Annotated in this window: 17 protein-coding genes and 1 pseudogene; 9 read left to right on the top strand and 9 right to left on the bottom strand. The window is 70.5% G+C overall.

The features are described from left to right. Positions 1-221: 221 nt before the first annotated feature. Positions 222-518 carry a hypothetical protein gene (locus M3Q35_RS11145; protein ID WP_273941601.1) on the top strand — a complete coding sequence of 99 codons (297 nt, stop codon included), beginning with the start codon at positions 222-224 and terminating at the stop codon, positions 516-518. Here the strand turns inward: M3Q35_RS11145 and M3Q35_RS11150 are convergent. Together M3Q35_RS11150 and M3Q35_RS11155 are read right to left on the bottom strand one after the other, a co-directional pair. Continuing rightward, the gene (locus M3Q35_RS11150; RefSeq protein WP_273941602.1) at positions 486-1,733 is read right to left on the bottom strand and encodes an MFS transporter; all 1,248 of its coding nucleotides are present in this window, start codon (positions 1,731-1,733) and stop codon (positions 486-488) included. The genes M3Q35_RS11145 and M3Q35_RS11150 overlap by 33 nt on opposite strands. Further along, positions 1,730-2,278 carry a winged helix-turn-helix domain-containing protein gene (locus M3Q35_RS11155; protein WP_273941604.1) on the bottom strand — a complete coding sequence of 183 codons (549 nt, stop codon included), beginning with the start codon at positions 2,276-2,278 and terminating at the stop codon, positions 1,730-1,732. Before M3Q35_RS11155 ends, M3Q35_RS11150 begins: the two co-directional genes overlap by 4 nt. A 174-nt stretch (positions 2,279-2,452) precedes the next feature. Between M3Q35_RS11155 and M3Q35_RS11160 the strand changes: the two genes are divergently transcribed. From M3Q35_RS11160 to M3Q35_RS11175, 4 genes are all read left to right on the top strand, one after another. After that, positions 2,453-3,394, top strand: coding sequence for a 5'-3' exonuclease (locus tag M3Q35_RS11160; RefSeq protein ID WP_273941605.1), 942 nt, complete (start codon positions 2,453-2,455; stop codon positions 3,392-3,394). A gap of 24 nt (positions 3,395-3,418) precedes the next feature. Then, a complete protein-coding gene (locus M3Q35_RS11165) occupies positions 3,419-4,915 on the top strand; it encodes an NACHT domain-containing protein (protein WP_273941606.1) in 1,497 nt (498 codons plus the stop codon). Then, the gene (locus M3Q35_RS11170) at positions 4,864-6,438 is read left to right on the top strand and encodes an NACHT domain-containing protein (protein ID WP_273941607.1); all 1,575 of its coding nucleotides are present in this window, start codon (positions 4,864-4,866) and stop codon (positions 6,436-6,438) included. Before M3Q35_RS11165 ends, M3Q35_RS11170 begins: the two co-directional genes overlap by 52 nt. Before the next feature lie 66 nt (positions 6,439-6,504). Then, positions 6,505-7,389, top strand: a complete 885-nt coding sequence (locus tag M3Q35_RS11175) for a hypothetical protein (RefSeq protein WP_273941608.1) — start codon at positions 6,505-6,507, stop codon at positions 7,387-7,389. A gap of 25 nt (positions 7,390-7,414) precedes the next feature. On the opposite strand, the gene M3Q35_RS11180 is transcribed toward M3Q35_RS11175, so the two are convergent. Next, positions 7,415-7,921: a GrpB family protein gene (locus M3Q35_RS11180; protein ID WP_273941609.1), complete on the bottom strand. Its 507-nt coding sequence runs from the start codon at positions 7,919-7,921 to the stop codon at positions 7,415-7,417. Beyond that, on the bottom strand, positions 7,918-9,177 hold the full coding sequence (locus M3Q35_RS11185; protein ID WP_273941610.1) for an MFS transporter: 1,260 nt from the start codon (positions 9,175-9,177) through the stop codon (positions 7,918-7,920). The genes M3Q35_RS11180 and M3Q35_RS11185 overlap by 4 nt, the downstream gene beginning before the upstream one ends. Positions 9,178-9,257: 80 nt before the next feature. On the opposite strand from M3Q35_RS11185, the gene M3Q35_RS11190 reads away from it, so the two are divergent. Then, positions 9,258-9,533, top strand: a complete 276-nt coding sequence (locus M3Q35_RS11190; protein ID WP_273941611.1) for a YggT family protein — start codon at positions 9,258-9,260, stop codon at positions 9,531-9,533. Here M3Q35_RS11190 and M3Q35_RS11195 read toward each other — a convergent pair. Next, the gene (locus M3Q35_RS11195) at positions 9,523-10,077 is read right to left on the bottom strand and encodes a TetR family transcriptional regulator (protein ID WP_273941612.1); all 555 of its coding nucleotides are present in this window, start codon (positions 10,075-10,077) and stop codon (positions 9,523-9,525) included. The genes M3Q35_RS11190 and M3Q35_RS11195 overlap by 11 nt on opposite strands. Positions 10,078-10,143: 66 nt before the next feature. On the opposite strand from M3Q35_RS11195, the gene M3Q35_RS11200 reads away from it, so the two are divergent. Further along, positions 10,144-11,037: an oxidoreductase gene (locus M3Q35_RS11200; RefSeq protein WP_273941613.1), complete on the top strand. Its 894-nt coding sequence runs from the start codon at positions 10,144-10,146 to the stop codon at positions 11,035-11,037. Here the strand turns inward: M3Q35_RS11200 and M3Q35_RS11205 are convergent. The 4 genes and pseudogenes from M3Q35_RS11205 to M3Q35_RS11220 form a co-directional block, all read right to left on the bottom strand. Beyond that, complete coding sequence (locus tag M3Q35_RS11205; protein ID WP_273941614.1) at positions 11,027-13,504, bottom strand: bifunctional lysylphosphatidylglycerol flippase/synthetase MprF; 2,478 nt, start codon at positions 13,502-13,504, stop codon at positions 11,027-11,029. The two genes, M3Q35_RS11200 and M3Q35_RS11205, sit on opposite strands and share 11 nt — an antisense overlap. Before the next feature lie 25 nt (positions 13,505-13,529). After that, positions 13,530-14,711 (bottom strand): GNAT family N-acetyltransferase, encoded by a 1,182-nt coding sequence (locus M3Q35_RS11210; RefSeq protein ID WP_273941615.1) that lies wholly within the window; start codon positions 14,709-14,711, stop codon positions 13,530-13,532. Positions 14,712-14,742: 31 nt separating this feature from the next. Continuing rightward, a complete protein-coding gene (locus M3Q35_RS11215) occupies positions 14,743-15,435 on the bottom strand; it encodes a DUF4333 domain-containing protein (protein ID WP_273941616.1) in 693 nt (230 codons plus the stop codon). A gap of 145 nt (positions 15,436-15,580) precedes the next feature. Then, positions 15,581-18,342 (bottom strand): annotated as a pseudogene (locus M3Q35_RS11220) (DEAD/DEAH box helicase). 256 nt (positions 18,343-18,598) lie between these two features. Here M3Q35_RS11220 and M3Q35_RS11225 point away from each other — a divergent pair. Then, entirely contained in the window at positions 18,599-20,278 is a 1,680-nt protein-coding gene (locus M3Q35_RS11225; RefSeq protein WP_273941618.1) for a bifunctional 3'-5' exonuclease/DNA polymerase, read from the top strand. 13 nt (positions 20,279-20,291) lie between these two features. Then, positions 20,292-21,218 carry a Gfo/Idh/MocA family protein gene (locus tag M3Q35_RS11230; protein WP_273941619.1) on the top strand — a complete coding sequence of 309 codons (927 nt, stop codon included), beginning with the start codon at positions 20,292-20,294 and terminating at the stop codon, positions 21,216-21,218. Positions 21,219-21,263 lie beyond the last annotated feature (45 nt).

Consider the following 21,263-nt stretch of genomic DNA (forward strand, 5'->3'; position numbering starts at 1 on the left):
GAGCCTAGCGAGGTCGGACCGAAAGCGGATCATGCCCGTGAAGCGCGGGCCGCCCGAAGGGGTACTTCCGGATAACTTTCTAGTCACCGGCGGTGCACGCGTCCAGATGGCGGATGTTTCTAGCGCTGAGTCCCGGTTAACTCCATAGGTGTCACCCGAATGGGGGCTCAAGTCGACGAGAGTCGACCGGCTGGCAAACAGAGAGTGACCACGAGGAGTAGATGATGTTCGTTGTGTGGACGTCAGTGCTCGTTGTGGTGGCGCTCGGCTGCTGGGCCCACATTCTCCATCCGTCCCCGACACGGGCCGTGACCAGGCCGATCAGCCTGCGCCGCACCCGCCGGTCCACCGACCGGCTGCTGCGCGAGCTGGCCGAGACCGGGCAGCTCGTCGCGCCGCTTCCGCTGCCGCGGCGCGAGGACGACGCACTGGCCGCCGGCCGGGTGACCATCGTGAGCCGCCGGCCCACCCCTGAGCCCGAGTCGTCAGGCGACCGCACCCCCGACGTGGTCGCCTGACGACTCGCCTTTCTCGTCCAGCCGGCGCCACACCCGGAAGACGAACGGGCACAGCGTCACCGTGAGGTAGAGGGCCGCCGCCAGCAGCAGCGCCGTGGTCAGTCCGGCGAACTGCACCGCCGCCCCACCCAGCAGCGCCCCCACCGGCATGCCGGCCAGCGCCCCGGCCCCGACCACGCCGAACACGCGACCGCGCATCGACTCCGGCACGCGGCTGTACAGCTGGCTCAGCAGGATCGGGTTGATCGTGCCGAAGGCGAACGACGTCACCGCGATCACGGCCAGCAGCACGGGCATCGGCGGCGCGGCCGCCATGATGACGAGTCGCGGGGCGCCAGCCAGGAGAAACGCGATGGCGTAGGTCCCCCATTTCGGCAGCCGCTCCCCCACCGCCCCGTAGGCCGCGATCCCGCACAGCATTGCCGCGCTGGACGTGCTGGCGACCAGGCCGAGCAGCACGCTGCTGTGCAGGATCTGCTGGCCGAACGCCGGGAGCAGCACCGAGCTGTAGGCACCGTCCAGCATGTTGGTCACCATGACCATGCCGACCACCGCGGCCAGCAGCCCGTCTCGGCGGAGGTAATTGAGCCCTTCCCGGAGTTCCGCGAAGTGGCCCCGGGCGGACCATGCCTTCGGCTTGTCCTGGTGCAGATGCACCCGGATGAGCGTGGCCGTGAGCAGGGCGGAGGCCAGGTAGCTGGCGGCATCGACGTACAGGACCTCGGCCGGGCCGAGGAAGGCGATCAGCGCGCCGGCGCTGACCGCGCCGATCATCCGCCCCGCTCGCGCCGACCCCTCGAACCAGCTCGACGCCCGTGAGATCGGCGTCCCGGCGAGCTTCGCCGCTGACGGCAGCATCGCGTCGGCCGCCGTGGAACCCGGTCCCCTTGTCAGCCCCAGCAACGCCGTGAGCAGCACCAATGCCCACAACGGCAACAGGTTCAGCATGGTCAGCGTCGGGATCAGGCCGACCGCCACCGCCGCCAGGACGTCCGAGCAGGCGCTGACCAGCCTCGGCTGGATCCGGTCCACGATGGGGCCGGCCAGGCCGGCGGCGACCGCGAGTCCGGCCACCTCCGCCGCCACGACCAGGCCGGTCTGGGCCGGGCTTCCGGTGCTGTGCAGGACGAACCATGGGATGGCGAGGACCGTCATCGCCGTGCCGATGAGCGACACCGTGGTACCCGTGAGCAGGGCTAACAGAGGTGTTTTCACCGCTTCGACTGCCTCGGGAAGCCCTGTAGCTGCGTCACGACGATCTCGTCGCCCGGGCGTTGCGGGCGTCGGTACTTGTCGATCACCTCGTGCAGCTCGTTGCGCAGCGCCTTGAGCTCGTCCGGGGTGAGCGGGAGCTCCTGGTCGGACATGACGAACGACTCCCGCCAGGACTGGTCCCAGTCCTGGGCCAGGAACGTCGTCATGCGGCGGTAGCTGTTGGACGCGATCTCGTACAGGTAGGCGTTGAGGGCGCCGGCCGACTCGTCGTCGTCGCGGAAGTCCTCGATGCGCAGCTCGGTCGACTCGTACGCGGCCTTCCACCAGCGTTCCCGCTTGTTGCCGCGGTCCGTGTCCTGCTCGATGAGGCCGTGGTCGGCCAGTTGGCGCAGATGCCAGCTGGTGGTGCCGCTGGTCTCCCCCACCCGCTGGGCCAGGCCCGTCGCCGTCGCCGGGCCGTCCGCCCGGAGCAGGCCCAACAGCCTGACCCGCAGCGGATGGGCCAGCGCCCGCAGCGTCTTCGCGTCCAGCCTGATCTCGGTCACAGGCCCACCTCGCTGACGCTCGGCGGGTCTGCGACCCAGGTCCCTGCGCTGAATGGTTCCCTCGCAAGCTCGGTCACGCCGGCAGCGTAGCGATTGCAGAGGATCCTTTGCAGAGGTTTCTCTGCAATTGGCCTCGACTCGTTCGGTGTCAGGGGTAGCTGGTTGACTTGTCCGATGACCGCTGCCCCGCTGGTGCTCCTCGACTCGGCCAGCCTGTACTTCCGGTCGTTCTACGCGCTGCCGGACTCGATGACCTCCCCCGACGGCCAGCCGGTCAACGCCGTGCGCGGCTTCGCCGACACCGTCGCCCGCATCCTGGTCGACCGGCATCCGTCGCGGCTGGTCGCTTGTCTCGACGCCGACTGGCGGCCCGCGTTCCGGGTCGAGGCGCTGCCTTCGTACAAGGCGCACCGGGTGGCCGTGGAGAGCGACGGGTCCGAGGAGGAGGTGCCCGACGCGCTGACGCCGCAGGTGCCGATCATCCTCGACCTGCTCGACGCCGCCGGTATCGCCACTGCCGAGGCCACCGGCTACGAGGCCGACGACGTCATCGGTGCGTTGGCCCATGCCGAGAAGGTCGATCCGGTCGAGGTCGTCACCGGTGACCGTGACCTGTTCCAGCTCGTCCGCCACGAGCCGACGCCCGTCACCGTGATGTACGTCGGGCAGGGCTGGAACAAGGTCCAGATCATCGGCCCGGAGGAGCTCGCCGCCAAGTACTCCCTCCCCGTCGAGTCCGCCGGGGACGCCTACGCCGAGATGGCCGTCCTGCGTGGCGACCCTTCCGACGGCCTGCCCGGCGTCCCCGGCATCGGCGAGAAGACCGCCGCCAAGCTCATCACCGACTTCGGCTCCCTGTCCGGTGTTCTCGAGGCCGTCCTCGATCCCCGCGACCGCCGCCTCACCGCCCGCGTCCGCACCAAGCTCATCGAGGCCGCCCCCTACCTCGCCGCCGCCCCCGTCGTCGTCCGCGTCGCCGTCGACGCCCCCGTGGTGATGGACCGCCCCGATCCCGTCCCCACCGGTCCCGCCGACGTCGACCGGTTGATGGCGTTGAAGAAGCGTTGGAACCTGGGAACTTCAGTCGATCGGCTCATCGCCGCCTTGAAGCGTTAGGGCTCGTGCACCGATAACCCCGTCGTGGCTCGTGGACTCTCGTACCGAGATGCGGCGGTGTTGCTGGGCGGCGGCCCCGAGACCAAGGTGGTCGCCGCCCTGGACAAGTTGCTCGGCGGCGCCCTGTTGGTCGCCACCGCCGGCGGCTCGGGCTTCGCGCTGAGCCTGTTCGACGCCAAAGCCGAGCTGTTCAAGCTGTGCACCGACCTGATCGGCGGGCTCGGCGAGCGGGTGCGGGGGCTGAACCGCTACGACCGCACCCGCCGGTTGGAGGCTGCTCACGCGGTCGCCGTGCTGGCCGCGTTCTTCGAGGTCGCGGCTGAGCTCAAGATGCCCCGGACGCTGCTGCCCACCAAGTCCGAGCAACTGGCCCTGGTCGACGCCCGCGCGGACAAGGGCCTTGCCGCGGCGCTGGTGGAGTTCATGCCACCGTTGCCGAGTCCGCACGTGCCCCATGAACAGCTTGCCGCCGACCTGCGCGGTTGCTACGCCGAACTGACCAACGTCCTGGCCAGGTTCGAATCGGGCCTGGCCGCTTGGGTCCGGCTGTCCCGGGCCGAGATCGATCTGCATGACCGGGAACTCGCGACGGTCCCGGACCGCGCCGTCCAGCGCTACGAGGTCCTGTTCCGCCGGCTGGCCTTGGAGTTCCCCGAATTCGGCTACTGGGCCACCATGCTTGACCACCAGGCCACCCGGGCCGAGGTCCGCACCGCGCTCGCCGGCCTCGCCGACTCCCTGGCTCAACTCCGCATCGGCCGTGATCCGGCGGGCGTCCGCATCGACCTGACCGCCAAGTACCAGGCCGTGCTCCGCCGACCCGCCTTGACCTTCGGCGACGGGGAGCTTTCCGCACCGACCATCGAGCGCTGTTACGTCAATCCACACTTCCGGGTCGGCCAGCCACGGTTGGACGAGATCACCCGCACCGACTGGTGGGAGTCCCAGCCGCTGCGCACCGATCTCCAGGACCTGCTCGTCGGGCATCTCACGTCGCCGCTGGCCACTGAGGCACCGCTGGTCGTGCTCGGACATCCCGGCGCCGGCAAGTCCTTGCTCACCCACATGCTCGCTGCTCGCCTGCCCGCCAGTGATTTCCTCGCCGTCCGCGTGCCGCTCCGGGACGTACCCGCCGACGCCGACCTCCAGACCCAGATCGAGCTCTCCATCCGTGCCGACACCGGCACCGACGTCAACTGGCCCGCCCTGGCCTCCACGGCCGGCGACGCCCTGCCCGTGATTCTCCTGGACGGGTTCGACGAGCTCCTCCAGGCCACCGGCCAGAGCCAGTCCAACTACCTGGAGCTGATCACCGCTTTCCAGCAGCGCGAGGCCGACCTCGGGCGACCGGTGGCGGTCCTGGTCACCAGCCGTCTCACCGTCGCCGACCGGGCTCGTCCCGTCCCCGGCGTCGTCACGTTGCTGTTGGAACCTTTCGACGACTCCCAGGTAGCCCTGTGGTTGGCCGCGTGGAACCAGTGCAACGCCGCGGTCTTGTCCAGCCGCGGTCTCCTCCCCTGACCGCCGAAACCGCCCTCTGCTACCGCAACGTCGCCCAGCAGCCCCTGCTCCTGTTGCTGCTGGCCCTCTATGACGCCGACAGCAACGCCCTGCACGACGAAACCCGTCGGCTCGGCGAGGCCGAGGTCTACGAGAAGCTGCTCACCGGCTTCACCCGCCGCGAAGTCCTCAAGTCCGGCCAGTCCCTCACCGACAACCAGATCTCCGCCGCCGTCGCCCAGGAGATGCTCCAGCTCTCGGTCGTGGCTTTCGCCATGTTCAACCGTAACCAGCTATGGGTCACCGAGTCCGAGCTGGACGCCGACCTTCGCGTGCTACTCGGCCAGCCCCACTCCCCCGACCAGCTCCACCTCACCGCAGCGGAGCTGTTGGTCGGCCGCTTCTACTTCGTGCATGTCGCCCAAGCCGTGCACGACCAGAAGCGCCTCAAGACGTACGAGTTCCTCCACGCCACCTTCGGCGAGTTCCTGGTGGCACGGCTGGTCGTGCGCGAGCTCGACAACCTCCTTGCTGCCAGCCGGTTACCCACCACCTGGGGCCGACCACGCCCCCAGGACGACGCCTTCCTCTACACCCTGCTGTCCTTCGCCCCGCTGACCACTCGGCTCACCGTGGTGGAATTCACGCATTCGATGATCAAGCCACGGCCCGATCGTGACCGGCTGGGTGCCTTGCTGCTTGATCTGTTCAGGACATCGCTGCATGCTCGACATCACACGCCGCTGGACGAGTACCGCCCGCTGCGAATGACCGTGCCGGCACGCGCGGCGACCTACTCGGCCAACCTGTTCCTGCTGATCAGCCTGGCCCAGCGTGAGATCAGCAGCACCGAACTCTTTCCGGATCGCGCCGATCACGCGATCGAGTGGACCAGCGTCGCCCAGCTGTGGCAGTCCCAGCTGCGGTCGGAGGGCTGGCGAAACCTTGCCGCCCGCTTCGCCGTGGTTCGCACCTGGGACGATTCGGGGCGCGTCATCCGCATCACCCCGCCCAACAATGGTCTGGCCAACATCGATCCGAAGTGGACATATGGATACCCGCCGGAACCAGCGGAGAGTTGGCACGCTTTCTACATCCCCGACGACTGGAGGCTCTTTGCCGAGACCGGGTTCGCGGGCGGCCGGCTCAGTGAGGTGGCGACCCACACCCTCGAACCGTTCCGCGACGCGCTCGGGACCATGCTGACGTCGTTCCACGACATGCGGGGCCAGGGCATGGTCAGCGCCGCGCGGGCACTCATCAGCCTCTGGCTGGCATCCACGCTGGGCACCGACTCGGCCAGGCTGGCCGAGGAATACGAGACCTGCCTGCGGATCGCCACCAGAGGCTTCGCACCGGAGGACAAGGAGAACCGCGGCACTTTTCGGGAGCTGGTGCTCCGCCAGCTCAACGCGGACTTCGGGGAGCTCCCCGAAGGATGGCTGCGGGCAGCCCTCGACGTCATCGAGAGTGAGCCCATGGCCGATGACAAAGATGGCAAGCGGTACCTCGACCAGGTACGGAAGTCATTCGATCTCGGGTGAGTTAATCCGAGCTGTTGTCGGGTACTCGTCCGTATGGATGGACGACTGGGGAGGGCCACGGCGGCCTTGACGGTGGTGCTCGGACTGGCGGGGTGTGGGGCCACGCAAGCCGCAGCCCCGGTGCATCAGGCGAAGTTGCAGCCGCCGACGACCACGACGACTCCGCCACCGGAGCTGCCGCAAGGTGGGAGGACGGTGTTCCCGCAGTATCGGGTGGTGTCCTACTACGGCACGGGTGGCACGGCGGCATTGGGGGTGCTGGGCCAGGGCACGCCGGAAGAGGCGGCGGAGGCGGTGGACAAGGCGGCGCAGGGGTTTGCGACGCCGGATCGCAAGGTGCAGCCGGCGATGGAGTTCATCGCGACGGTGGCGGACGGGTATCCGGGGCCGGATGGGGCGTACAGCCACCAGGTGGCGGAGGAGAAGGTTCAGGAGTATCTGGACGTGGCCCGTAAACACCACCAACTGTTCATTCTGGACGTCCAGCCAGGGCGAACGGACTTCATGGACGTGGTGCAGCCGTACCGGGATCTGCTGGCGCAGCCGGATGTGGGGCTGGCGCTGGACGCGGAGTGGCGGATGGATCCGGGTGAAGTGCCGGGAACGGTGATCGGCCATGTGGGGACGCCGGAGGTGAATCAGGTGCTGGACTGGGTCGCGGGTCTGACGAAGGACGCCAACCTGCCGCAGAAGGTGGTGGTGCTGCACATGTTCCGGGCCTCGATGATCCCGGATCTGCCGAGCATCGCTCAGCACCCGGAACTGGCGCTGGTGCAGCATCTGGACGGGTTCGGCGGTGTCGAGACGAAGATGGACATCTACCACGCGATCGCCGACCCGCGGCGATTCCACATGGGGTTCAAGCTGTTCTACAAGCAGGATGAGCCGTTGCTGGGACCCAAGGACGTGCTGGCGATGCAGCCGCAGCCGGAGTTCGTGAGCTACCAGTGACACCACTGGCGCCCTTCTCAGCTGATCACGAGTCGCCGGCATCCATGGCCGTGGTGACTATGCGGCTGATGAACGCCGACTTGGCGGCGGTGTAGCCCGCCCGGTCGTCGCGGAAGCGGTCGGCGAGGAAGTACTTGAGCTCGGCGTACGCCCGGGCGGTGTCGGGGTGGGTGCGCAAGTAGTCGCGGAAGGCGAGGACCCGGGCGAAGTCGGGGTTGTCGTGGGCGCAGACGTAAAGGTGGTGGGCGGGGGCGCCGGCGGGGGTGGTGAAAGCGTGCCGGCCGGTGACGCCGAGGTCGCCCTCGTGGGAATAGCCGAGCGGGGCCAGCCGGCCGATGACGGCGGGTAGGTGGTCCAAAGACGGCACGACGGCGGTGAGGTCGATGACGTCCTTGGCGGCCAGCCCGGGCACGGCGGTGCTGCCGACGTGCTCGATGTGGGAGGCCAAGCCGCGCAAGGGACCGACGAGGCCGTCACGGAGTGAGGCGAAGACGGCAGGCCAACGCGGGTTGTAAGCGACGATGGAGATCACGAGGCGACTCGCAGCCTGGACACGAGGACGGCGCCGGCGACCATGACGACGCCGATGGTGACCAGGCCCCACTGGCTGGAGCCGAACAGGTCGGTCATCCACCCCACCCAGTACGGGCCGAGGAAGCCGGAGAGGTTGCCGATGGAGTTGATCACACCGATGCCGGCGGCGACGGCGGCGCCGGAGAGGAAAGCGGAGGGCAGCGTCCAGAAGCAGGGGAACGCGGCCATCACGCCGATCGCGCACGCGCACAGCCCGGCGTAGCCGAGCCACGGGGCAGACGTCAGGAAGGCGGACACGGCCAGCAGTACGCCGCCGGCGGCCATCGGGGCCAGGGTGTGGGCCACAGGTCGCCCGATCCGGTCACAACGACGACCCCACCAGACCATCGCGATGGCCCCGATGGCGTAAGGCGCGGCGGTCAGCAGGGTCACCGGCAGGTTGGCCAGGCCGAGGGACGTCTTGAGGATCGTCGGCATCCAGAAGCCGAGGCCATACAGGCCGAATGCGATGGCGAAGTACACCAGCCCCAGGGCGATCACCCGAGGATGCAGCACGGCCCGCCGCACGGGCATCTCGGCGACGGCTTCACGGTCCAGCGACGACGTGATCCACTCCCGCTCGTCGGCGCTGAGCCACCGGGCGTCAGCCGGCCGGTCGGGCAGCAGCCACAGCAGCAGCACGCCGAGCACGATCGACGGCAGGCCCTCCAGCAGGAACAGCCACCGCCAGCCGGCCAGCCCGCCGACGCCGTCCAGACCGAGCAGCAGACCGCCCAGCGGCGCGCCCACCGCCGTCGACAGCGGCACGGCGACCATGAACAGGCCGGTTACGGTGGCCCGCCGCGCGGCCGGGAACCAGTAGCTCAGGTAGAGGATCATGCCCGGGAAGAAGCCGGCCTCGGCCACGCCCAGCAGGAAGCGCAGCACGAAGAAGCTGACCTCGCCCTGGATCGCGGCGCACAGCGAGGCCACGATCCCCCACACGACCATGATCCGGGCCATCCACACCCGCGCCCCGACCCGGTGCAGGATCAGGTTGCTCGGCGCGTCCAGCAGCACGTAGCCGACGAACAGCAGCCCGGCGCCCAGCCCGTACGCGGTGGCGGACAGGCCGAGCTGCTTGTTCATGGTCAGCGCGGCCACCGACAGGTTGGTGCGGTCGAGGTACGCGAAGAAGTAGCAGACGGCCATCAGCGGGACCAGTCGCCAGGTCGCCCTGGCCAGGGCCCGCTCCCCCACATCGCCGGAAATCACGCGCTGAGCGTATCGACAGGTTCGAACCGGACACTTCCCCACCGCCCCGCACGTTGGAGGGATGAGACGAAGGAGACGAGATGGGCCTGATCGCAACGCTGCTCGGCTTCGTGGTGACGCTGTTCATCCTGTTGCTGATCGCCCGGATGGTCCTGGACTGGGTGTCGCTCGCCGGTCGCGGTCCCTACTGGACGGTCCGCGCCCGACGGCTGGCGCACGCCGGCACCGAGCCGGTGCTCGCGCCGGTGCGCCGTGTGGTGCCGCCGATCCGGGCCGGCGGCATCGGCATCGACCTGGCGTTCACGTTGGTGTTCGTGGCCGCGCTGATCGTGCGCGGCATCCTGTTCAGCCTGTGACGGCGACCAGCGCGACGGCCTCCCGCACGTGCGCGGCACAGTCGGAGTCGGGCGTGGTCAGCCACGTCTCGATGGCCACGCGCAGCGCGGCGTAGGTGGCGGCGACCAGCAGGCGGGTGCGGAGGACCTGCTCCGGGGCGGGATCGGCGGGCAGGAGCTTGTCGACGAGTTGACGCTCCTGCTCGACGGTCCGCTCCAGGAAGGTGGCACGCAGCGCCGGCGTACGGGCGAGGAGCTCCTGGACGCGGCGGAAGCGCTCGTGGTCGCCGTCGATGGTGCTGACCACGGCCTCGGCCAGGCTCTCGGCGGTGTCCACCGCGTCCAGCAGCCGGGCGAACTCCTCGTCGTGCACGGCGAGCAGCACGCCTTCCTTGGCGGTGAAGTACCGGAAGAAGGTGCGGGGCGAGACGTCGGCGGCGGCGGCGATCTCCTCGACGGTGGTGGCCTCGAAGTCCTTGGCCTCGAACAGCGTCAGCGCGGCGTCCACCAGGGCGGCCCTGGTCTGCTGCTTCTTGCGTTCCCGCAGCCCGCACAGCTTCGTCACCAGGTCACCCTACCGCAGCAAAGTGTCATTTGACGCCAAGTGGCAGGCTGTGCCACTTTAGCCGGCATGACCTCCTGGCGGACCGCCGACATGCCCGACCTGACCGGCAAGACCGCGCTGGTGACGGGCGCCAACAGCGGCATCGGCTTCCACGCGGTGCTGGGCCTGGCCGAGCATGGCGCCCACGTGCTGCTCGCGGCCCGCAACCCCGAGCGCGGCGAGAAGGCCGTGGCGGCGGCCAGGGCCAAGCTGCCCAAAGCCACCATCGACCTGGTCCAGCTCGACCTGGCCGACCTGGGCAACGTCCGGGAGACGGCCAAGGCGGTGCTGGCCGAGCACGAGCACCTGGACTTCCTGATCAACAACGCCGGCGAGAAGGTGGTGCCCGAGCGGCGCACCACCAAGGACGGCTTCGAGGCCCAGTTCGGCACGAACCACCTCGGCCACTTCGCGCTGACCGGCCTGCTGCTGCCGGCGCTGCGGGCGGGCGCGCGGGTCGTGACGATCACCAGCGCCTCGCACCGGTTCAACCCGTTCGACATCGACGACCCACAGCAGGAGCGGGCGTACAAGCCGATGCGGGCCTACGGCCGGTCCAAGCTGGCCAACCTGATCTTCACGCTGGAGCTGGACCGCCGGCTGGCCGGCACCGGCATCGGCAGCTACGCCGCCCACCCCGGCTTCGCGGTCGACCCGGAGATCGGCCTGGGCAACCCGGTGATCGACGTCCTGGCCAAGCCGATGGTGCAGGACATGGCCGGCGGCGCCCGCCCGACACTGTACGCCGCGACCGCGCCGAACCTGCCCGGCGGAACGCTGGTCGGCCCGGGCAACGTGTTGCGCACCAAGGGATCCCCGCGTCCGGAGAAGCCCTCCCCCAAGGCGACGGACCCGCGTCTGGGCCGCCGGCTGTGGGAGCTGTCCGAGGAGCTGACGGACGTGCGCTACCTCAGTTCTTGAGCAGCTTGCTGACCAGCCGCAGCCCCTGCCGCGCCGTGAGGTGCGGCAGGTAGGCGCGGCCGATGGCGTTGCCGATCGACGGCAGCGCCGAGGAGTCCGGGTAGGCCATGAACAGCGGCCGGTACTCGGGCTGGAACTTGGCCTTGAACGACAGCAGCGACCGGAACCCGTACACCGGCTCCAACGCCTTGCCGGTGACGTCGAGAATCCGTTGCAGCGACGACACTTCCTCGCCCCGGTCGAGCCGGGCCAGCGGCGCGCCGGACAGGCTGAGGAACCGCGCGCCCTCCTCCTTCAGCGACAGTGCGGCCGAGGCGATCATGAACTCGGTGACGCCGCGGAAGCCGGCCCCGCGGCGGCGCATGAAGTCCAGCGTCCAGCCGACCGGCTCGCCGTCCTCGAACACCGGCAGCCAGCTGGTGACGCCGTGCACGGTCCGGTCCGCGTCGACCGCGATCAGGCAGCGCACCGACCGGTCGGCCAGCTCGTCGAGGCCGCCGAGGGTGAAGCCCATCTCGGGCATTCCCTTGTCCGCCACCCATTCCTCGGAGATGGCCCGCACCTGGTCGCTGATGGCCAGCGGCGCGTCCGGATAGGACAGCCACTCGGCGGTGATGCCCTCCTTGCCGGCCTTGTTCAGGGCTGTCCGGACGTCCTGCCACTTCTTGCCGGTGAACTCCAGATCGGCCAGCCCGACCACGGTGTCCTCGGCCACCTGCACGGCCCGCCAGCCCAGCCCCACGGCGGCGTCGCGCACCTGGTCGGTCACGCTGTACAGGCACGGGGTCCAGCCGTTGTCGGCGCAGAACTGTTGGAAGCCAACAACAACGTCGCGGTGCAGGGCCGGATCGCCGACCGGCCCGCCGGTGGTCAGCGCGACGGTCGCCGACACGCGGTAGGCCAGGGCGGCCTGCCGGCAGGGCGTGAACCAGTACTGGTTGCCGGGCCAGGTCGTCATGTACGCCAGCGAGGAACCGCCGTGCTGCTCCATCAGCTTGCGGGCGTCCACGCTGGCCGCGGCGTCCTGCACCGGCTTGGCCCGCCAGAAGCTGATCAGCAGCCCGATCAGCAGCACCACCCAGAACACCGCGCCGGTGTACTCCCAGACCAGGATGGCCAGGCCGCCGGTGGGCAGGAAGTCGATGTCGGCCAGCAGGGCGTAGCCGGGCGGCAGGTAGCGGGTCGGCAGGTCGGTGAGCAGCAGCGTCAGGTCCGGCACCGGTTTGAAGTGGGCCCGATCCATGTAGCCGATGCTGATGTACGCCGCCGAGGTGAGCAGGAACGTCACCAGCAGGCCGGCCGCGAGCCGACGGTACGTGCGCTGCGGCGCGGTCACCGTGAACACGCGGCGGGTGCCGAGCAGCAGCCCGCACACGGCGAACGGCAGCACGATCGGCGCGATGTTCGGGATGACGACGCTGAGGTCGGTCTCGCCGTAGAGGTAGCCGGTGACGAAGGCGACGCAGCCGAGGCCGAGCATCACGTTGAACACCAGCGCCAGCCACCACGCGAACCGGCGGCCCCGGCGCAGGCCCTCGGCCACGGCGAGCAGCAGAAGCGCCGGGCCGATCGAGGTGATGGCCGAGCCGATGCCGGTGCCGATCGTCTCGGCGGTGACCACCCGGCAGTTCACGGTGTCCTGCAAGCCGTTCGAGCAGTACTCGGAAACGGTGGCGGCGTCCACGGCCGGCGAGGCGAACATGTACTGGAGCAGGCCGAGCGGGCCGATGGCGGTCTTGGAGAACAGGGTCGCGACCGGGCCGAGGGCGGTGGCCGCGACCAGCAGCGCCACCAGGACCCTGGTCTCCTGCCGGGAGGGCGCGTTGATCGCGGCCCGCTGCGGACGGCCCAGCACGGTCAGCCCGATGACCAGGCCGACCAGGCCGGCGACCAGCCGCACCACGTCCTGGATCGTGCCCGAGTACAGCACCATCACGCCCGCGCCGACCAGCAGGAACAGCCGCAGCCGGCGTCGCCACATCGCGCCGAGCTGACCGGACAGCGCCAACCCGAGGCCGACGATGCCCGGCGACGCGCCGAGCGTGGTGTCGACGACAATCTGAGCGGTCCACGGTTCGCCGGTCTGCGACACCAGCCACACCAGCGGGATGGCCACCAGCACGCCGCCGACCTGGCTGGCCAGCAGCACCAGCAGGGTCCGCACGCCACCGAGGCGGCGCTCGGCCGGCACGCCGATGCCCAGCAGCAGCACGGTGGTGGCCAGGTAGCCGGTGAGGTCGAAGCACCACATGCCGTTGGTGACGACCGTCCACAAGCGACCGCCGGCCAGGTCGTCCCAGGACACGGCGACCACGTCGAACAGGTTGTCCGGCGGGCCGCCGGGCAGGCTGCCGGTGACGATCGCGGTCAGCCACAGCAGGCCGATCAGGCCGATCGTGAACGGGGCACGCCGCAGTGCCGCCAGCACGCGCAGTGAGTTCTGCTGCCAGCCGGCTAGCGTGGTCAAGGGAGCTCCAGCCGAGAGAAGTCCGTCAGAAGTACGTGCCGCACCAGGGGGTGCGGTCGAGCAGGAACAGCCGGTCGGCGGCGGGCAGCGCCGCCGGGTCGAGCACGTCGACCAGACCAGCCGCAGCGTACTGGCTCAGCGGACGGTCGCCGAGATAGGCCGCGCCCAGATCGGCGACGCCCAGCCGGAGCTGCGCCGAGCGGTCGGTGCGCTCGGCGCCGTCCGGGCCGATCACGTAGCGGCCGCTGTTGGCCGGCAGCAGGTCGTCGACGACCTCGAGCACCACCGGCTCGGCGTCGCCGTACGTGCGGGCGGCCAGCGCCGCCGGCACGTCGACCAGCCGCAGCCAGGTCTCGTCCTCGAAGTCCTTGTACGTGACCGCCCGCGGGTCGACCAGCAACAGCTCCAGGTCCTCGTCCACCGGCCGGCCGTCGAAGGTCGCCGTCCGCACGAGGTCGATGCCGAGCAGGAACTTCAGCAGCGTGGCCAGCGCGGTCGGCGTGGTCGCGAACATCGACCGCACCTTCATCTCGTACGCGTAGTGCCCGTCCGGCAGCTCCACCACCTTGTACGCGGCGAAGCCGTCCTCGTGGATCGCCAGCCGCATGGTCTTCTCGCGGCCCAGCACCATGTTCCAGTAGCCCTCGGACATGGTGATGCCACCGGTTCGGGCGGTGCCGAAGCGCTGCGTCAGCTCCGGGACCAGCCGCCTGACCTCGTCCATGTCCTGCACCAGCCGGACGTCGCCGGCCACCGGCGCGCGGTCGTGCAGGCGGGCTTTGGCGAAGTTCAGCTCCGTGCTGCGGAACCGCGTGGCCACGCCGTAGCCGAAGCGGCGGTAGATCGTGCCCTCGGTGGCCCGCAGCGTGGCGATCGGCGCGGACGTGCCCTCCAGGTGGGCCCGCATGATCGCGCTGACCACGCCGCGGCGGGTGCGGTCGGGCCGCACGCCAACCCGGCTGACCGCGTCCATCGGCACAACCTTGCCGCCGGGCAGCGCCAGCACGCTGCCGTTAGCGGTCAGGGTGCCGATGATGCCGGTGTCGTCGTACGTGCCGAGGACGGTCGCGCGGTCGAACGAGCCGTACGCGCGCGGCCAGTCCTCGTCGCTGGGCGCCTCGCCGTGCAGGCACTGCCGGAACAGCGTGAGCGCGGCGCGCAGCTCCGCCTCGCCGGTGACGGTGCGTACCTCGTGCGGGGTGCTCATGATGCCGACTCTACTGACGCCGGTAACCGAGTTATTGCGGCTGCCCGACCTCGTAGTGGCCGTCGTCGCTCTTCACCGTGATCTGCACGTTCTTCTGCGCGCCGTCCACGGTCACCGTGCAGGTGAAGGTGCTGCCGGCCTTCACGGCCTGGTTGTCCGGGCACTTCACGTCGCTGGCCTTGAGCTTGTAGTCGTTGGTCAGCACACCAGTGACGCCCTGCTCGACCTTGGCCGTGTCGAACACCTTCTTGGTGAACACGCCCGACACCAGCAGCACCACCAGCACCACCGCGATCAGCACCGCCACCACGACGATGCCGATGATCAGGCCCTTCTTGTTGCCGCCCTTGGGCGCGGGGGCGCCGGGGAAGCCTGGTCCGCCGAACTGGCCGGGCGGCTGCTGGCCCCACTGCGGCTGCTGCCCGGGCGGGGGCTGCTGGCCCCACTGGGCGGTCTGCTGCGCCGGCTGGCCGTAGGGGTTGAAGCCGGGCTGCTGCTGGGGCTGCTGCTGCGGGTAGGCCGGCTGCTGGCCGCCGTACGGGCTGGGCTGCTGGTACTGCCCGGGCTGGGGCTGGCCGTACGGGTTGGGCTGCTGAGGTTGCTGGCCCCACTGCTGCGGCTGGGCCGGGAAGCCCCCGGACGGTGTGCCGGGGTACCCGCCTTGGGGCTGTTGGCCCCACTGCTGCGGGTCGTTGCCCCCGGACGGTCCGTACGGGCTGGTCATTGTTGCCTCCGCGCTTCTGCTTCACTCCGACATCCGGCCGCTTGGCCGCGATCAAACCACAGGTCGGCCCCACCGCGTGGCCGCCATGGACAAACGCGTGTCGCCTGGCACGCTGCCACCTTCCCGGCGGCCGCGGATCCGCCGTTCAGAGGGTGCCCATCGCCACCACGCCGCGCCGCAGCGCCTTGACCGCCTCGGCCGCCGTCGCCCCGACCGGGTCGGCCTTGCCGACCACGTCGCGCAGCTGGTCGAGCAGGTCGATGACCTGCCGGCACCAGCGCACGAAGTCGCCGGCCGACACCTCCTGGCCGTTTGTCTCGGCCGCGGTGAGCACCTTCTCCAGTGACTCGCCGCGGGCCCAGCGGTACACCGGCCAGGCGAACCCGGTGTCGGGCTGCCGGGTGCGGTCCAGCTTGTGCCGGCGCTCGTCCTCCTCGATGGACGCCCACAGCCGCATGGTGTCCTGCATCGCCGCCGACACCTCCGGCGTGGGCAGCCGCGTGTCCACGGTGCCGTCGCGGCGGGCCTCGAACACCAGCGAGGACACGACCGCGGCCAGCTCGGGGACCGTCAGGTTCTCCCACACGCCCTGCCGCAGGCACTCGGCGGCCAGCAGGTCCGACTCGCTGTACAGGCGGGCCAGCCGGCTGCCGTGCGGGGTGACGCCGTCGCCGTCAGCGGCGAGGTAGCCGCGCTCCCGCAGCAGGCTGCGGATGCGGTCGAACGCCCTGGCCAGGGAGTGCGTGGTCGACGCGACCTGCCGCTCGAGGCGCTCGGTCTCGGCCAGCAGCCGGTGGTAGCGCTCGGCCCAGCGGGCGTGTGCCTCGCGGTCGTTGCAGCCATGGCACGGGTGCGCGCGCATGGCCCGGCGCAGCGCGTTCAGCTCGCCGTCCTCGTTGGCGTCGGCCTTGCCCCGGCGGCCCTGCCGGTGCGGCGGGGTGATTCCCGTCTCACGCAGGCTGTTGGCCAGGTCGCGGCGGATCCGCGGGGACCGCCAGTCGACGTTCTTGGGCAGCCGCATCCGGCCCAGCGCCTCCACCGGGGCCGGGAAGTCGGCCACCGACAGCGTGCCGGCCCAGCGGTCCTCGGTGAGCACGAACGGCCGGGGCTCGCCCAGCGGGTCCAGGCCCGGGTCGATCACCACGGCGATGCCCGATCGGCGGCCCGACGGCACGGCGATGACGTCACCCTTGCGCAGCCGCTCCAACGACTCCGCGGCCGCCGCGCGACGGCTGGCGCTGTTCTGCCGGGACAGCGCCTTCTCGCGGTCGGTGAGCTTGCGGCGCAGCTCGGCGTACTCGGCGAAGTCACCGAGATGGCAGGTCATGGACTGGGCGTAGCCGGCAAGGGCGTCCTTGCCGCGCTCGATGCGGCGGGACAGGCCCACCACCGAGCGGTCGGCCTGGAACTGGGCGAAGGACTGCTCCAGCATCTCCCGTGCGGCCTGCGCGCCCAGCTGCTGCACCAGGTTGACGGCCATGTTGTAGCCGGGCCGGAAGCTGGAGCGCAGCGGGTACGTGCGGGTCGAGGCCAGGCCGCCGACCTGCTTGGGGTCGATGCCCGGCTGCCACACCACCACGGCGTGGCCCTCGACGTCGATGCCGCGCCGCCCGGCCCGGCCGGTGAGCTGCGTGTACTCCCCCGGCGTCAGGTCGACGTGGGCCTCGCCGTTGTACTTGACCAGCTTCTCCAGCACGACCGTGCGGGCCGGCATGTTGATGCCCAGCGCGAGCGTCTCGGTGGCGAAGACGACCTTGACCAGGCCGCGGACGAACAGCTCCTCGACCGTCTCCTTGAACGCCGGCAGCAGGCCGGCGTGGTGGCTGGCGATACCCCGCTCCAGGGCCTCCCGCCACTCCCAGTAGCCGAGCACCATCAGGTCGCCCTCGGGCAGGTCCTTCGTGCGCTCGTCGATGATGCCGCGGATGACCTCCAGGTCCTCCACCGAGGTCAGGCGCATGCCGGCCCGTACGCACTGCGTGACGGCCGCCTCGCAGCCGGCCCGGCTGAACACGAAGTCGATGGCCGGCAGCAGGCCGGCCTGCTCGAGGCGGCCGACGACCTCGACCCGTGACGGCGGGCGGAAGCGCGGGGGCCGCCACGGGAGCGGGTCGCGCGGGGACCGCGGCCGTGGCTGAACGGCACGTGGTGGCGGCCCATCTCCTCGGCCCGGCGGAGCAGCTGCGGGTTGATCCGGGCCTCGTCGCCGCCGTCGTCGGCGAACAGGTCGACGACCCGGCCGCCCAGCAGCATGTGCTGCCACAGCGGCACCGGGCGGATCTCGTCCACCACCACCGTCGTGTCGCCGCGGACCTCGACCAGCCACTCGCCGAACTCCTCGGCATTGCTGACCGTGGCCGACAGGCCGACCACCTTGACCGTCTCCGGCAGGTGCAGGATCACCTCTTCCCACACCGCGCCGCGGAACCGGTCGGCCAGGTAGTGGATCTCGTCCATCACCACGAAGGCCAGGTTGTGCAGGGCCGAGGAGCCGGCGTACAGCATGTTGCGCAGCACCTCGGTGGTCATCACCACCACCGGGGCGTCGCCGTTGATCGAGGAGTCGCCGGTCAGCAGGCCGACCTTGTCGGCGCCGTAGCGCGCGGTCAGGTCGGCGAACTTCTGGTTGGACAGTGCCTTGATCGGGGTGGTGTAGAAGCACTTGGCGCCCTGGCCCAGCGCGAGATGCACGGCGAACTCGCCGACCACGGTCTTGCCCGCGCCGGTCGGGGCGCAGACCAGCACGCCGTGCCCGTCCTCGAGGGCCTCGCAGGCCTCGCGCTGGAACGGGTCGAGTTCGAAGGAGAGCACCGAGATGAAGTCGGTCAGCCGGGGCCGGGTGGCGCGGCGCTTGGACGCCGCGTATGCCTCGGCCGGGGACCGGCCCGGTGATGCGCTGGAAGCCACGAGTCAAGGGTTTCACATCGGCCTGACAATTGCTTCCAAGATCTACTACGGCACGCCGTCGCAGATGTCGCCCGAGGTCCGACCACGCGGGTTCGCGCCGGTCTCTGGACCGCGGGCTCATTCGAGCACCCACCCGACTCAGCCCACCACCCGAGCGGCTCGAATGAGACAAGGGAAGAGACCGGATCAGAGCGAACCCGCCCGCCGCGGCACGCGGCGCGACGACACTGTCAGGGGTACACGTCAGGATGTCTTCGTGCGGGTTGCCGTGGTGCCCACCGGCGATGGTGGGGCGTGGACGCAGGAGCTGACCAAGGACGGTCAGCCGGTCGGTGACGCGCGTTTCGTGGACGACTTCGTGGCGGCGGTGGCTGCACGAGAGCGGGCATCGCCGCGCTGGGTGTGGTCGCACACGATGGACCTCTATCCCCGGCTGCTGGAAGCCGGGGTGCGGGTGGAGCGCTGTCACGACGTCGAGCTGACCGAGACGTTGCTGCTGGGGTACGTCGGCCGCTGGGGTGAGCCGCGGAGCGTGCCGGCGGCGTGGGCGCGGCTGACCGGCGGGCCGGTGCCGGCCGACCGCGCGCCGCGGGCTCGGGACACGCAGCCGACGCTGTTCGACGCGGAGCAGCCGGCGGATCCGCTGGGCGGGTCGGATCCGTTGGCGGTGCTGGTGGCCGTGCACGCGGACCAGCTGCGGCGGATCGGCGAGACGGCATTGCCGGCGCGGTTCCGGCTGTTGGTGGCGGCGGAGTCGGCGGGGGCGCTGGCGGCGGCCGAGATGGGGCATGTGGGGCTGCCGTGGCGCGCGGACGTGCACTCGGCGCTGCTCACGGAGATGTTGGGGGCGCGGCAGGCCTACGGGATCCCGCCGCGCAAGCTGGGCGACCTGTCCGAGCGGATCGCGGCGGCGCTGGGTGATCATCGGCTGCATCCGGATTCGCCGGCCGAGGTGCTCAAGGCGTTCGCGAAGGTCGGCATCCGGCTGCCGTCGACCCGGTCGTGGGTGCTGAAGGAAGTGGATCACCCGGCGGTGCCGCTGCTGCTGGAGTACAAGGAGCTGTACCGGATCTACACCGCACACGGCTGGGCCTGGCTGTCGTCGTGGGTGCACGACGGGCGGTTCCGGCCCGAGTACGTGCCTGGCGGCGTGGTGTCCGGGCGCTGGGCCACGCGCGGCGGCGGGGCGTTGCAGATCCACAAACGGGTGCGGCGGGCGGCCATCGCCGATCCGGGGTGGACGCTGGTGGTGGCCGACGCCGGGCAGTTGGAGCCGCGGGTGCTGGCCGCGCTGGCCGGCGACGACAAGCTGGCCCTGGCCGGCAGTTCCGGCGACCTGTACCGGGCGCTGGCCGACGAGGCGTTCGGCGGCGACCGGCCGCGGGCCAAGATCGGCATGCTGGCCGCGCTGTACGGGCAGACCAGCGGCGAGGGCGCGGCGTTGGTGGCCGCGTTGCGGCGCAAGTTCCCTCGGGCCGTCGACTACGTGGAGAAGGCCGCGCAGATCGGCGAGTCCGGCGGACTGGTGCGGTCGTGGCTGGGGCGTACCTGTCCCCCGGCGACGTCGGGCTGGACCGGCGGTTCGTTGGACCCTGAGCCCGTGGAGGAGGTCTCCGACTCCGCCGCCCGCAACCGGGCCCGTGGCCGGTTCACGCGCAACTTCGTCGTACAGGCCAGCGCCGCCGACTGGGCGTTGGCCCTGCTGGCCACGCTGCGTCCGGCGCTGGCCGGCATCGGCGTCGAGCGCTCGCGGCCGGAACTGGTGTTCTTCCAGCACGACGAGGTGATCGTGCACTGCCGGGCCGAGGACGCCGACGAGGTCACCGCCGTGCTCGAGCAGGCCGCGGCCACGGCCGGACGGGTCGTCTTCGGCGACACCCCGGCCCGCTTCCCGCTCGATATCGCGGCCGTCGAGTGCTACGCCGATGCGAAATAGCAGGATGGAGCCCGTGACAGAGACACCGATCCGGCTGGGCGTCATCGGCCTTGGCGTAATGGGCCGCCGCACGTTCGAGCAGGCCCTGCGGCACCCCGACTTCGAGGTGACGTTCGCGGCCGACGCCAACCCGTCAGTGGTCGAGACGCTCCAGGCCGAGCATCCGGAGGTCCCGTTCCTCGGCGCGACCGAGTTCCCGGACCACGTGGACGCGATCTACATCGCCACTCCCCCGTCGTTGCACGCCCCGTACGCGTTGCTGGCGCAGAGCCTGGGCATCGCGGTGTTCTGCGAGAAGCCGCTGGCCGTGGATCTGGCCGAGGGCCGGGAGATGGTGGCGGCGGGCGGCGTGACGGCGGTGAACTTCCCGCTGTCGGACACGAACGCGACCGTGTACCTGGAGAAGGCCATCCCCGACGCGGGCCGGCTGCTCGGCGTGGACGTGCGGATGACGTTTCCCCAGTGGCCGCGGCCGTTCCAGGCGCCGGCGGCGTGGGTCGGCGAGCGGGCCGAGGGCGGCTTCATCCGTGAGGTCTTCTCCCACTTCGCCTATCTGACCGACCGCCTGGTCGGGCCCATTCGTACGGAACAGGCCACAGTGGACTACCTCGACTCCGGAAGCGAAGTCGCCGCAAGGGGTTTGCTGCGGGCCGGGGACGTGCCGGTGCAGGTGAGCGGGTACGCCAACGCTGCCACGCCCGAGCACTACGAGTGGACCCTGTGGGGCACTTCTCGCTCGTACCGGCTCACCAACTGGGCCCAGCTGTCCACTTCGGACGGTGGCCCGTGGACGCCCGTCGACCTTGCCGGCGACGGCACCGGGGCCGAATCCACCCGGCTTTCCCTGTTCGCCCAGGCGATTCGCGGGCAGCGCCCGCCCAACCTAGCCGACTTCGCCGACGCGCTGCGGGTACAGGAGGCCGTCGAGGCGTTCTACTAGGTCACATGGCTGAGGGGTGTTCGGGCAGCCCGAACACCCCTCAGC

Source organism: Kutzneria chonburiensis, assembly GCF_028622115.1.
Classification (GTDB): Bacteria; Actinomycetota; Actinomycetes; order Mycobacteriales; family Pseudonocardiaceae; genus Kutzneria; species Kutzneria chonburiensis.